Genomic DNA, 12,361 nt, shown 5'->3' with positions numbered 1-12,361 from the left:
GGTGTCTACGGTCCTGCGATAGATACCCAGTTTATGCCTGGCGAACCTTCCGGTTCGGTTATTGCGACCGGTACGGCTGGGAGGCGATCCATCCGATGCGACGAACAGGATCACGCACATGACCATCGACGTCTGGGCGCAACACCCCACCCAGAGGTTCCTCGCCCACGACATGTTCGCCTCGCTCCGGCGCTGGACCGGCGACACGATCCCGACCGGTGAGATCCCGCTGGCGGTCACCTTGGCCGCGATGGACGCCGCAGGCGTCGACCAGGCGCTGATATCGGCCTGGCACGCGCCGGACGGTGTTCTCATCTCCAACGACGAGGTCGCGGCATGGGCCGCCGAGGTGCCGGAGCGCCTGTTTGCGCTCGCCTCGGTGGATCTGCGCAGGCCGATGGATGCGGTCCGGGAACTGCGCCGCCGCGCCGGACAAGGATTCAGGGGCCTGCGGGTGCTGCCGTGGTTGTGGGAGCTTCCGCCGACCGACCGGCGCTTCTACCCGCTGTTCGCGGCCTGTGTCGACCTGGGGCTCCCGTTCTGTACGCAGGTGGGGCACACCGGTCCGCTGCGGCCGTCGGAGACCGGCCGTCCCATCCCGTACATCGATCAGGTCGCGCTCGACTTCCCTGAACTGACGATCGTGTGCGGACATGTCGGCTATCCGTGGACGGAGGAAATGATCGCCGTCGCGCGCAAACACGAGAACGTCGTCATCGACACGTCGGCGTATACGACGAAACGTCTTCCGGCGGAGCTGGTCTCGTACCTGAAGTCCGGCAGCGGCCGTCGCAAGGTGTTGTTCGGTACGAACTACCCGATGATCTTCCCGCAGCACGCGCTCGACGGCATCGACGCTCTCGGCCTCGACGAAGAAACACGCGAGCTGTACCTCGACGGCAACGCGCGTCGCGTGTTCGGGCTGCCGGGGTGACCTGAGCCACGGCGTGTCGAGGCGTGCGTTGCGGTGGGCGACGCGGGCCGGGCCATAGGATGCGCGTCGGCATACCGGAGTCGCCCAGGCCGTCCGCGTCGGCTCGCCGCATGATCCGCGATCGCCGCCGACGTCCTCCGGCCGGTTCACTGCGTGAGGAGGTCACATGCTGTGGGTTGTCCAGGCACTGGCGGTCGCGGCCGCCTTGCTACACGTCGGCATCTTCGTCCTGGAGTCCGTGCGGTTCACCGATCCCAAGGTGTACAAGGGGATCTTTCAGGTGTCCGAAGGCGAGCTGCCCGCAGCGCGGCCGTGGGCCTTCAATCAAGGCTTCTACAACCTGTTCCTCGCGGTGACGACGCTGGTGGGCGTGGCGCTGCTGCGGCCGGTCCCGGAGGCGGGCTGGGCGCTGGTGTCGACGGGGTGCGGCTCGATGCTGGCCGCCGCGGTCGTCCTGGTGGCCCACGACCGCCGGTTCGCCAGGGGCGCCGTAATACAGGGCACGCTGCCCGTGCTGACGTTGCTGGCCGCGCTGACCCAGCTCTGAGCATCGCCGCCCATCGGGGCGCCGAAATCGATTGCGCTCGATGGGCTCTGGGCATCCCGTGCGGTCAGGAGCCTTGACTGCAGAAGGGCGGACGCAATCTTGCGTTCTTGCACCTGTGCGTGCATGATCCAGCTAACCTAGTTGTGATAACCGATCCGATGACCGGGATAACCGAATCGAGAGCCAATCATGTTGGTACAAAGAGCGTTGGTGTCGGGTGAACTCGGAGTAGGGCGGTGAGCGCGCCGACGGTTGGCGCATTGCCGACCGCGCCGCAATTATTGTGTGCTTTCCAAGGACGCCGTTTCCAAGATCGGGAACTGCTACGGTCCGCACACGCGCTCGCCGAGCTACATCAGCGTCGCGCCCAGCTGAAGGACATCGCCCTGATCGCCGAAATAGACTGTCGTCGTAGCGAACTCGTCGACGACATCAATGACTGGGTGGCGCAGGAGATGCCGCAGCACCGCAACGGGGCCTCACTGCACACCGAAAGCCTCGGCGCGGTGGTGGACCGGATGGCGCGTAGCTGGGTGGACGCGAATCAGGTCATCGACAGCGAAGGCGCGCGCAGCGACAACACCCATAAGCATTGGTACCAGCTGGCCGAACTCGTCGACGGATACACTGATCTGGTAACCGACGTTGCCGGTGGCCGCCGACGCCTGCCCGAGCAGTGATCAGCTCACCGGCACGGTGACGGCGGGCGCAACGGGGCGCCGTGCCCGGCGTGCCGCGTGGTCGACTGGCGCGGCACGCCCGCCACTCCCGTTGCGCGGCAATCACTCCGCTATGGCAGCGAGACGCGGGGCGACCTTCGCGCCGAGCAGTTCGATGGTGTGCAAGACCTTCTCGTGTGGCAGTGTGCCCACGCTGGTGTGCAGCATGAAGCGGTCCAGCCCGAGCGTTTCGCCGACCGCGGCGACCTTGTCGGCGACGTAGTCGGGCGTACCGACGAACAGCGAACCTCCTGGTGCGCGCAATGCGTCGAACTGGGCGCGGGTCATCGGACCCCATCCCCGCTCGCGTCCGATGGTGCTCATCGCCAGCGCGTACGGCTCGTAGAAGTCGGCAACGGCCTGTGCGTCGGTATCCGCGACATAGCCGTGCGCGTGCACCGCGACCGCCTGTCTCGGGTGGCCGCCCTGTTCCAGTGCGCGGTGGTAGAGCTCGACCAGCGGCTTGAACCGAGTGGGTTGTCCGCCGATGATCGCGATGGCCAGCGGAAGACCGAGTAGTCCGGCACGGATCACCGACTCCGGGCTGCCGCCCACCGCGATCCAGACCGGCAGCGGCCGATGGTCGGTGCGCGGGTAGACGACGGTGTCGCGCAGCGGCGGACGGAACTTGCCGCTCCAGGTGACCGGCTCGTCCTGGCGAATGCGCAGCAGCAGCGCCAGCTTCTCGTCGAACAGTTCGTCGTAGTCGGCCAGGTCGTAGCCGAACAGCGGGAACGATTCGGTGAACGAGCCGCGTCCGGCCATCAGCTCCGCGCGGCCCGCGGACAGGCCGTCCAGCGTGGCGAAGTCCTGGTACACCCGGACCGGATCGTCCGAGCTCAACACGCTGACCGCGCTGGTGAGCCGGATCCGCTCGGTGCGGGCCGCGATCGCCGCGAGCACGACCGCGGGGGAGGAGGCGGCGAAGTCCTTGCGGTGGTGCTCGCCGACGCCGTACACGTCGAGTCCGGCGCGCTCGGTGGCGAAGGCCTCCTCGACCACCTCGCGCAGCCGCTGGGCCGCCGTCGGTGCGGGCCGGTCGCCGACCGGGTAGAGCTCGGCGAACGTCGTGAGTCCCAGTTCCACGGTTCGAGCCTCTTTCCGAGTTGTTTCGATGTCAACCAATACAGTAAACGGACCGTGGTCCGAAACTATTCCGGCTGGCCTTCGGCGTCGGCCCGACCGGCCGATTACGCTGTTCGCTATGTCTGTCCGCACCCGCAAGCCGCTCGTTCCCGGCACGCTGTCGCCCACCCGTGAAGTCCCGCGCGCGATCGAGCGCCCGGAGTACGCGTGGAAGAAGACCGCCAACGAGGGGCGCGAGCCCTGGGTGCAGACGGCGGAGACGATCGAGAAGATGCGGATCGCGGGCAAGATCGCCGCACAGGCCCTGGCGGAGGCGGGCAAGGCGGTCGCGCCGGGCGTCACCACCGACGAACTGGACCGCATCGCGCACGAGTACCTGTGCGACCACGGCGCGTATCCGTCGACCCTGGGCTACAAGGGATTTCCGAAGTCCTGCTGCACCTCGCTGAACGAGGTGATCTGCCACGGCATCCCGGACTCCACCGTGATCGAGGACGGCGACATCGTCAATATCGATGTCACGGCCTATATCGACGGCGTGCACGGCGACACCAACAAGACCTTCCTGGCCGGTGACGTCGACGAGGAGGTGCGCTTGCTCGTCGAGCGGACCGAAGAGGCCACCATGCGGGCCATCAAGGCGGTCCGGCCGGGCCGCGCACTGAATGTGATCGGGCGGGTCATCGAGTCCTACGCCAACCGTTTCGGCTACGGCGTGGTGCGCGACTTCACCGGCCACGGCGTCGGACCCACATTCCACAGCGGCTTGGTCGTGCTGCACTACGACCAGCCCGCGGTGGAGACCGTCATCGAACCGGGCATGACGTTCACCATCGAGCCGATGATCAACCTCGGCGGCATCGATTACGAGATCTGGGACGACGGCTGGACCGTCGTCACCAAGGACCGCAAATGGACCGCACAGTTCGAACACACCCTGGTCGTGACCGAGTCGGGGGCCGAGATCCTGACCCTGCCGTGATGCACGGCCTTGCCGGATTCCGCGTCGGGCCGTTGCCGGTGAGTGCCCTTGCCCCGCTACCGTATTCGGCGGATTGTGCGACTCCGTCGGCGATCGGGCCCGTGCGATGAAGGGCGCGCTGCTGGTCGCAGGTACGACATCGGACGCGGGTAAGAGCGTCGTGGTGGCCGGGATCTGCCGGATGCTGGCCCGGCGCGGTGTGCGTGTCGCGCCGTTCAAGGCGCAGAACATGTCCAACAACTCCGTGGTCACGCTCGACGGCGGGGAGATCGGCCGGGCGCAGGCGTTGCAGGCGCAGGCATGCGGGCTCGAACCGAGCGTCCGCTTCAACCCGGTCCTGCTCAAGCCCGGCAGCGACCGCCGTTCGCAACTCGTGGTGCGGGGGACGGCTGTCGGCACGGTCGGCGCCGAGGACTACTTCCGGCACCGCAGGGAACTGCGCGCCGTCGTGGCCGCCGAACTCGCTGCGCTGCGCGCCGAATTCGATGTGGTGATCTGCGAGGGCGCCGGATCGCCCGCCGAAATCAACCTGCGTGCAACGGATCTGGCGAACATGGGCCTCGCGCGGGCCGCACGGTTGCCGGTGCTGCTCGTCGGCGACATCGACCGCGGCGGCGTGCTGGCCCACCTGTTCGGCACTTTGGCGATCCTGGAGCCCGAGGACCAGCAGTTGATCTCGGGCTTCATCGTGAACAAGTTCCGCGGTGCCCAGGAGCTGCTGCGGCCGGGTTTGGACCGGCTCACCGAGCTCACCGGTCGCCCCACCCTCGGGGTGCTCCCGTACGCCGAGGACCTGTGGATCGATGCCGAGGACTCGCTCGGCACTCTCGCCGATGCGCCGGTGGGCCGCCCGCGCCCGCCGATCGGCACCGAATGGCTGACCGCCGCCGCGATCCGGCTGCCGCGCATCTCCAACTCCACCGACATCGAGGCGCTTGCCTGCGAACCGGGCATCGCGGTGCGCTGGGTGAGCGAGCCTTCCCGGCTCGCGGGTGCGGATCTGGTGATCGTGCCGGGCAGCAAGGCGACGGTGTCGGACCTGGGGTGGTTGCGGCGCACCGGTATTGCCGATGCGCTGCGCGCACGCGCCGCCGCGGGTGGTCCGATCCTGGGGATCTGCGGCGGGTACCAGATGCTCGGTACCCGGATCCTGGACCGGGTGGAGTCCGGCGAGGGCGAGGTGGACGGACTCGGGCTGCTCGACCTCACCATCGAATTCGCCGAGCCGAAGGTCTTGCGCCGCAGCGAAGGACATGCCGCGGGAATTCCCGTGCGTGGCTACGAGATCCACCACGGCCGCGTGACGCACCGGGGCGACTCGCCGTGGCTCACGGTCGGCGGCGAGCCGGAGGGCAGCGTGCGCGGGGCGGTGTGGGGCACCCATCTGCACGGGCTGCTGGAATCGGACGAATTGCGGCGCGGCTGGCTGCGCACGGTCGCCGCGGCCGCTGGGCGAACGGGTTTCCTTGTGGCCGAGGATGTTTCGGTCGCCGCCGTGCGGGCCGCGCAGCTCGATCTCGTGGCCGGGTTGGTCGAAGACCATCTCGACGTCGCGGCGATCGAGCGACTCCTCACCGAGGGTGCGACCGCCGATCTGCCGGTCTTGTCCACCGGCGCTGTTCTCGCTGGTGACCGTATCGGTTGACGCCGCGCACCCCGCGCCTTACCTTGCCGTAAGGAATCCGGCCCCAGGTAAGGCGGGCCGATCGCAGCGAACGATGACGGTCGGGTGAGGAATATGGCGACGGACAAGAAGCCCAACAGCCGAGGGGGAAGCATCGTGTCGGCGACCGTGACCAGCAAAGGGCAGATCACCATCCCGATCGACGTGCGTGTCGCGATGGGGCTGCGCGCCGGTGTGCGGGTCGCCTTCGTGCCCACGCCGACCGGCACCTACGAGCTGGTGCCGGAGACGCGCACGATCAAGTCGCTGAAGGGCATCGTCGGCTGGTCCGGCTCGCCGATCGGCCTCGCCGAGATGAACGAGGCGATCGCGGGCAACGTGGTGGAGGGCAAGCGGTGATGATCGGTCTGGACGCGAACGTGCTCATCCGCTACCTCACCCAGGACGACCCGGAACAGTCCGCGCGGGCCAACCAGGTGATCGACGGGCTCAGTGAGAGCAGGCCCGGCTACGTCACGATGATCGTGCTCGCCGAGATCCACTGGGTGCTGCGCCGCGGCTACAAACAGGACCCCGAAGCCGTCACCGACGTGCTGCTCGGCCTGCTCGACTCCAGCGAGATCGTGGTCGAGCGCGCCGACACCGTGCGCCAGGCGCTGCGCCGGGCCGCCGACGGCGCGGACTTCGCCGACGCGCTGATCCAGCAGCTCGGTCAGGAAGCGGGTTGTGAGCTGACCGTCACCTTCGATCACAACGCAGGTGAGCGGGCCGGAATGCGGCTGCTCGCCTGAGTGCGGCCCCCAACGCGCGCCCGCGGCCCGATCATCCGTGTAGCGTGATTCGGCATGGAATCTCGGCGGATCACGGTAGATGACCGGGCGTGGACCGTGCGGATCGACGGGCCGCAGTCCCGGCACAGCGTGCTGCTGCTGCCCGACGCGGGTGATCCGGCGGACGTCTACGACCAGGTCTGCGCCCGCCTGCACACCTCGGACCTGCACACCTTCGCGGTGGAGTCGATCGACGGCCTGAACGCGGCCGGTGTGACCGCGATCCTGGACCAGCTCGGGCTGCCGTGGGTGAACGTCGCCGGACGCGGTGCGGGCGCCGTGCTGGCCTGGCAGGCGTGCGCACGCGGCTTCGGCCGGTTCCAGAGCCTCGTGGTCGCCGACCGCGGCCATCCGGCCGCTGCCGGCGCCGACGGCGCGGTGCTGGACGCGACCACGGGTCCGGTGGAGGTGCCGACGACGCTGCTGGTCACCAAGAGCCTGCCGCGCTCGGTGGCCGACGCATCCGGGCGGTTTGTCTACGGCGAGTTCCGGGTGATCGAGATCGACGTCACCAACGTCGCGACCGAAGCCGACCACGAGCTGGCCACCGAGATCGTGCTACGCACCAGCCTCTGGTGACTGCTGCCGGATGGCGGCCTGGTAGCCGGCCAGCCAGTCCAGCCAGCTGTCCATCTCGGCGAACGCCTGAGTCAGTGCCGTGGGGCCGGACAGGAACACGTCGTGCTTGGCGCCGTCGATCGGCACCATGTTGGTGCGGTCGCCCAGGCAGCCCGACCAGCGCTGGATCTGCTTGACGTCGAGCACCGCGTCGGCCACGTCCACCGCGGGACCGTACCGCCGGGCGAACTTGGTCATCCGGGAGCGCAGGATCAGCGACGGCACGCCGATGTCGAGGCCCGCGTGCAGCCGTGCGTGGCCGTTGCGGATCGCGCGCAGCCATCCGAGCCGGACCGGGAAGCCCTCCAATGGCTTCCAGTCCAGGTTGTAATCCCACTCGCCGGACGCCGACCGGTGCAGGCTGTCGCCGTAAGTGCTGATCTTGCCCCCGGGTAACTGGACCATCCTCCGGAACCGCCCCACGGTTTTGATGACCCGCGTTCCGATGGTCCGGTAATACGCCGGCCCTTGCAGGTCGAACCACGGGCTGTTGAGCACCACTCCGGTGATCCCCGCGGCGGCCGTACCCCGGCTGCGGTTGAGCCGGTCCAGCCACAGCGACGCGACCAAGCCCCCGGTGGAATGCGCATTGATGACCACCGGCGCACCGGTCTCGGCACGCACGATCCGCAGCGACTCGTCCAGTTCCCGGTCGTAGAAAGCGAGATCGGTCACATAGTGCGGCGTGTGCCCGTCGCGCAGCGAGCGGCCGCACTTGCGCAGATCGAGCGCGTAGAACTGGAACCCGCGCTCGGCGAAGTGCTCGGCGAGGTGCTCCTGGAAGAAGTAATCGGTGAATCCGTGGACGTAGAGCACCGCGCCCGCGGTCTGCTCGACGGCACCGGAAGGCACGTAGCGCACCAGCGTGGCGACCACGTCGGCTTCGCCGTCGGGATCGGGGCCCAGCGGGAGCGTGCGCTGCTGGTAGTGCTGGCCTAGGACGTCGGGGCGCCAGCCCCCGCCATCCGGAGAGGTGCTGACCGGCTCGGCAAGCGACTGTTCGTTCGTCACGCGACCAATGTATCGGCCGGTGCCGCGCGCCGACAGACCGTTGCGGTCTCCCCGCCGCGGAAGTGACGACGATCTCTGTCGCATTCCGCACATTCGGCAGGCTGGTCGCGTGTCGCGAGGGTGGTGAGGTGCACAATTGGGCCTAGGTGAACGGCGGGTAACCTGACTCCCGCCATGCAGTTCGGGAACGGCGGAGCCGGACCCGAGTGACAACCACACACCGTGCCCAGGCAGGTCCACCCACCCGGTGGGCCCGCGCAGAAGGACAAGGAAGTCGATCTACCCGTGCCGAACGCTGCCCTCACTGAAAAGACCGATGTAGTACTCATCGGTGCCGGCATCATGAGCGCCACCCTCGGCGCGCTGCTGCGGCAGCTGCAGCCGGACTGGTCGATCTCCCTGTTCGAGCGGCTCGACGCCGCCGCGGCGGAGAGTAGCGACCCATGGAACAACGCGGGCACCGGACATTCCGCTCTGTGTGAGCTGAACTACAGTCCGCAGAACCCCGACGGTTCGGTGGACATCACCAAGGCCGTCGACATCAACGAGCGCTTCCAGGTCTCGCGCCAGTTCTGGTCCTACGGCGTGGAGAACGGCATCCTCGGCGATCCGTCCGCCTTCATCAACCCGATTCCGCACGTCAGCTTCGTGCACGGCGCCGACAACGTGGAGTACCTGCGCAAGCGGTACGAGGCGCTGGCGCCGCACCCGCTGTTCGAGGGCATGGAGTACATCGACAGCCCCGACGAGTTCGCCCGGCGCCTGCCGCTGATGACGCGCGGCCGGGACTTCTCCGATCCGGTGGCGCTGAACTGGACCGACGGCGGCACGGACATCGACTTCGGCGCGCTCACCAAGGATTTGCTCGCCTACCTCGGCGCCACCGGCGCCGACCTGGCCTTCGGCCACGAGGTCCGCGACCTGTCCAAATTGCGCGACGGATCCTGGCTGGTCACCGTCCGCAACGTCCGCACCCGGGAAACCCGCACGCTGATCAGCAAATTCGTGTTCGTCGGCGCGGGCGGCGGCGCGCTGCCCCTGCTGCAGAAGGCCGATATCAGGGAAGCCAAGGGATTCGGCGGATTCCCGGTCAGTGGCCAGTTCTTCCGCTGCGTCAACCCGGCGCTGATCCGGCAGCACGAGGCCAAGGTATACGGCAAGGCCGCGGTCGGCGCGCCGCCGATGTCGGTGCCGCACTTGGACACTCGCGTGATCAAGGGCAGGCCGGGCCTGCTGTTCGGGCCCTACGCGGGCTGGACGCCGAAATTCCTCAAGGACGGCAAGAACACCGACTTGTTCAAGTCGGTGCGGCCGAACAACATCTTCTCCCTGCTCGGTGTCGGCGTCACCGAGCTGGGTCTGACCAAGTACCTGGTCAGCGAGCTGCTGAAGTCCGAGGCGGGCAAGGTGATCACGCTGTCGGAGTTCATCCCGCGCGCCGAGGCCAGGGACTGGGAGCTGATCACCGCCGGCCAGCGCGTGCAGGTGATCCGGCGCAAGGGCGTCGGCGGCGTGCTCGAGTTCGGCACCGCCGTGATCGCCGCGAAGGACGGCTCCATCGCCGGTCTGCTCGGCGCATCGCCGGGCGCCTCGACCTGCGTCACCGCCATGCTCGACGTCTTGGAGCGCTGCTTCCCGCGGGAGTACGCCGAGTGGACGCCGAAGCTGAAGGAAATGGTGCCCTCCCTGGGCGTGAAGCTCTCGGACAACCCGGCGCTGTTCCACGAAGTGTGGGATTGGACCTCCAAGACGCTGAACCTCGTCGGCGGTGGCGAGAACACGCCGAGGCACGCGGGGGTCGCGGCGAACGCCTAGGTTGTGATAGCAACGGGCGATGATGTCAACGGTTGCTCTCAAACGGTCATGGGCGCAGGATCTCGACACCGCGACGCTCTACCAGCTGTTGAAACTTCGCGTCGAAGTCTTCGTCGTCGAACAGAAATGCGCCTACCCGGAATTGGACGGGCAGGACCTGCTGCCCGAGACCAGGCACTTCTGGCTCGATGACGAGGGCGAGGTGATCGCGACGCTGCGCCTGTGCGAGGAGCACCAGGACGGGGTGAAGAGCTTCCGCATCGGCAGGCTCTGTACCGCGGCGCCCGCGCGGGGGCACGGCTACACCACGCGACTGCTGCAGGCGGCGCTGGCCGAGGTCGGTTCGGCGACGGTGCGGTTGTTCGCGCAGAGCTACCTGATCGACCTGTACACCAAGCACGGCTTCAAGGTCGACGGCGAGGAATTCGACGAGGACGGCATCGCGCACGTGCCGATGCGCAGGGGATAAGAAGCGCCTCGTACCGCCATTCGCACCCGCTCCGGTTTTCCGGGGCGGGTGCGGGCGTTCACGGCCCGTTGGGTGCGGTAGCGGTGGGCCTTGGGCGCGGTCCGCGCCGCGGACGCTGCTCATAGGGCTCGCTCTGTGTTCGCGGGACGCGGGAGCGATCGCGGCGATGCGGTGGCTGCGGGTGTTGACGGCCCCGTTGGGTGCGGTAGCGGAGGGCCTTAGGCGCGAACCAGGCCGCAAATGTTGCTCGTAAGGCTCGCTCCACGGTGTTCGAGCGACGGGTGCGGGTGTGGCCGCAAGACACGCGGTGGGTTCGGTGGGGATGGAGGGCGGCGATCGGCAACTGACGCGTCGTGCCTAGAGTTGGAGCATGCCCGTGTCCCACGCCGAAACCGCGCATATGTCCGAACAGCACGCCCGAACGCGTCCGGGTTCGGACGGTGAGGCCGGGTTTCCCTTCTCGGCCGTCGTCGGACAGGAGCGGCTGCAACTGGCGCTGATCCTGTGCGCGGTGCATCCCGGCATCGGCGGCGTGCTGGTTCGCGGCGAGAAGGGCACCGCCAAGTCGACCGTGGTGCGCGCGCTGGCCCAGTTGCTGCCGCCGGTGGTGGACGAGACCGGGGCACGGCCTGCCCGGCTGGTGGAGCTGCCGGTGGGCGCGACCGAGGACCGCGTGGTCGGTTCCCTCGACCTGGAGCGGGTTCTCCGCGACGGGGAGCAGGCGTTCCGTCCCGGCCTGCTGGCCGCCGCGCACCATGGTGTGCTCTACGTGGACGAGGTCAACCTGCTGCACGACCATCTGGTGGACGTGCTGCTCGACGCGGCGGCGATGGGCCGGGTGCACATCGAACGCGACGGCATCTCGCACTCGCATCCGGCGCGTTTCGTGCTGGTCGGGACGATGAACCCGGAAGAAGGCGAGCTGCGCCCACAGCTGCTTGACCGGTTCGGGCTGACCGTGGACGTGGCCGCATCCCGGGATGTGGACGTGCGGATGGCGGTGGTGCGCCGCAGGCTGGACTACGAGGCCGATCCGGCCGGGTTCGTGGCGCGGTACGCCGAGGCAGATCGCGCGGTGGCCGAGCGGATCCTCGCCGCTCGGGAACGGGTCGGCCTGGTGGAACTCGACGACGTGGAGTTGCGCCGGATCGCCGCGCTGTGCGCCGCGTTCGACGTCGACGGGATGCGCGCCGACCTGGTCGTCGCGCGGGCCGCGACCGCGCATGCCGCTTGGCGCGGGGGCGACGCGGTGACCGAGGACGACGTGCGCATCGCCGCGGAACTGGCGCTACCGCACCGACGCAGGCGTGATCCGTTCGACGAGCCCGGTATCAGCGAACAGCAGCTCGACGACGCCATGCGCGACGCGGCGGCGCAGGCGCGGCGCGAGGAGCAATCGCGTACGCAGACGCAGGAATTAGGACCGCCCGACGCGGAACCGGACGGCGTTTCCGGCGAGAACACCGACGGGGGACCCGAGGACCGTTCGTCACCGGACGGGCCGGGCGGCAAAACGGGCGAGGACCCCGATCGCGGACCTGAGGACCTTTCGCCGCCGGACGGGCCAGGCGGCGGATCGGGTGAGGACCCCGATGGCGGACCTGAGGACCCTTCGCCTCCGGACGGGCCGGGCGGCGGATCGGGCGAAGGACGCAGTGGCGCACCGGTTTCCGCGGCGGCACGACCGCCGCGCTGGGAGGTGCCGGGCGTCGGCGAGGGCGCGCCG

At 68.6% G+C, this 12,361-nt stretch carries 13 protein-coding genes; 11 read left to right on the top strand and 2 right to left on the bottom strand.

Annotated elements, in window-relative coordinates:
* Positions 1–118 precede the first annotated feature (118 nt).
* The 3 genes from NA4_RS20310 (at position 119) to NA4_RS20300 (ending at position 2,161) form a co-directional block, all read left to right on the top strand.
* Positions 119–934, top strand: a complete 816-nt coding sequence (locus NA4_RS20310) for an amidohydrolase family protein (RefSeq protein WP_067472059.1) — start codon at positions 119–121, stop codon at positions 932–934.
* A gap of 166 nt (positions 935–1,100) precedes the next feature.
* Positions 1,101–1,481 carry a DUF1304 domain-containing protein gene (locus NA4_RS20305; protein ID WP_067472056.1) on the top strand — a complete coding sequence of 127 codons (381 nt, stop codon included), beginning with the start codon at positions 1,101–1,103 and terminating at the stop codon, positions 1,479–1,481.
* A gap of 320 nt (positions 1,482–1,801) precedes the next feature.
* Positions 1,802–2,161 (top strand): DUF4254 domain-containing protein, encoded by a 360-nt coding sequence (locus NA4_RS20300; protein ID WP_067472124.1) that lies wholly within the window; start codon positions 1,802–1,804, stop codon positions 2,159–2,161.
* 102 nt (positions 2,162–2,263) lie between these two features.
* On the opposite strand, the gene NA4_RS20295 is transcribed toward NA4_RS20300, so the two are convergent.
* Complete coding sequence (locus tag NA4_RS20295; RefSeq protein WP_067472053.1) at positions 2,264–3,286, bottom strand: LLM class flavin-dependent oxidoreductase; 1,023 nt, start codon at positions 3,284–3,286, stop codon at positions 2,264–2,266.
* Between the two features lie 118 nt (positions 3,287–3,404).
* Between NA4_RS20295 and map the strand changes: the two genes are divergently transcribed.
* The 5 genes from map (at position 3,405) to NA4_RS20270 (ending at position 7,301) form a co-directional block, all read left to right on the top strand.
* The gene (map, locus tag NA4_RS20290) at positions 3,405–4,268 is read left to right on the top strand and encodes a type I methionyl aminopeptidase (protein WP_067472050.1); all 864 of its coding nucleotides are present in this window, start codon (positions 3,405–3,407) and stop codon (positions 4,266–4,268) included.
* 106 nt (positions 4,269–4,374) lie between these two features.
* Positions 4,375–5,913 (top strand): cobyric acid synthase, encoded by a 1,539-nt coding sequence (locus NA4_RS20285; protein ID WP_067472121.1) that lies wholly within the window; start codon positions 4,375–4,377, stop codon positions 5,911–5,913.
* A gap of 93 nt (positions 5,914–6,006) precedes the next feature.
* Positions 6,007–6,291, top strand: coding sequence for an AbrB/MazE/SpoVT family DNA-binding domain-containing protein (locus tag NA4_RS20280; protein WP_228837287.1), 285 nt, complete (start codon positions 6,007–6,009; stop codon positions 6,289–6,291).
* Positions 6,291–6,683: a type II toxin-antitoxin system VapC family toxin gene (locus NA4_RS20275; RefSeq protein ID WP_067472047.1), complete on the top strand. Its 393-nt coding sequence runs from the start codon at positions 6,291–6,293 to the stop codon at positions 6,681–6,683. Before NA4_RS20280 ends, NA4_RS20275 begins: the two co-directional genes overlap by 1 nt.
* 54 nt (positions 6,684–6,737) lie before the next feature.
* Positions 6,738–7,301 (top strand): hypothetical protein, encoded by a 564-nt coding sequence (locus NA4_RS20270; RefSeq protein ID WP_067472043.1) that lies wholly within the window; start codon positions 6,738–6,740, stop codon positions 7,299–7,301.
* Here NA4_RS20270 and NA4_RS20265 read toward each other — a convergent pair.
* Positions 7,281–8,351, bottom strand: a complete 1,071-nt coding sequence (locus NA4_RS20265; protein ID WP_067472040.1) for an alpha/beta hydrolase — start codon at positions 8,349–8,351, stop codon at positions 7,281–7,283. The two genes, NA4_RS20270 and NA4_RS20265, sit on opposite strands and share 21 nt — an antisense overlap.
* A 285-nt stretch (positions 8,352–8,636) precedes the next feature.
* Here NA4_RS20265 and mqo point away from each other — a divergent pair, with 285 nt between their 5' ends.
* The 3 genes from mqo to NA4_RS20250 all read left to right on the top strand — a co-directional run.
* A complete protein-coding gene (mqo, locus tag NA4_RS20260) occupies positions 8,637–10,166 on the top strand; it encodes a malate dehydrogenase (quinone) (RefSeq protein WP_067472036.1) in 1,530 nt (509 codons plus the stop codon).
* Between the two features lie 19 nt (positions 10,167–10,185).
* Positions 10,186–10,635, top strand: coding sequence for a GNAT family N-acetyltransferase (locus NA4_RS20255; RefSeq protein ID WP_067472032.1), 450 nt, complete (start codon positions 10,186–10,188; stop codon positions 10,633–10,635).
* A 400-nt stretch (positions 10,636–11,035) separates the two neighbouring features.
* Positions 11,036–12,361: magnesium chelatase ATPase subunit I (locus NA4_RS20250; RefSeq protein ID WP_157129170.1), on the top strand; the 1,326-nt coding region annotated here is incomplete at its 3' end.

Origin of the sequence: Nocardia amamiensis NBRC 102102, from assembly GCF_001612745.1 — a bacterium.
Taxonomy (GTDB): domain Bacteria; phylum Actinomycetota; class Actinomycetes; order Mycobacteriales; family Mycobacteriaceae; genus Nocardia; species Nocardia amamiensis.
This window is presented reverse-complemented; position numbering and strand designations above follow the sequence as displayed.

Excerpts from the sequence above, each read along its gene's own strand:
- NA4_RS20310 (WP_067472059.1), top strand. The coding sequence starts at position 119 with ATGACCATCGACGTCTGGGCGCAACACCCCACCCAGAGGTTCCTCGCC.
- NA4_RS20305 (WP_067472056.1), top strand. The coding sequence starts at position 1,101 with ATGCTGTGGGTTGTCCAGGCACTGGCGGTCGCGGCCGCCTTGCTACAC.
- map (WP_067472050.1), top strand. The coding sequence starts at position 3,405 with ATGTCTGTCCGCACCCGCAAGCCGCTCGTTCCCGGCACGCTGTCGCCC.
- NA4_RS20285 (WP_067472121.1), top strand. The coding sequence starts at position 4,375 with ATGAAGGGCGCGCTGCTGGTCGCAGGTACGACATCGGACGCGGGTAAG.
- NA4_RS20280 (WP_228837287.1), top strand. The coding sequence starts at position 6,007 with ATGGCGACGGACAAGAAGCCCAACAGCCGAGGGGGAAGCATCGTGTCG.
- NA4_RS20275 (WP_067472047.1), top strand. The coding sequence starts at position 6,291 with ATGATCGGTCTGGACGCGAACGTGCTCATCCGCTACCTCACCCAGGAC.
- NA4_RS20270 (WP_067472043.1), top strand. The coding sequence starts at position 6,738 with ATGGAATCTCGGCGGATCACGGTAGATGACCGGGCGTGGACCGTGCGG.
- NA4_RS20255 (WP_067472032.1), top strand. The coding sequence starts at position 10,186 with ATGATGTCAACGGTTGCTCTCAAACGGTCATGGGCGCAGGATCTCGAC.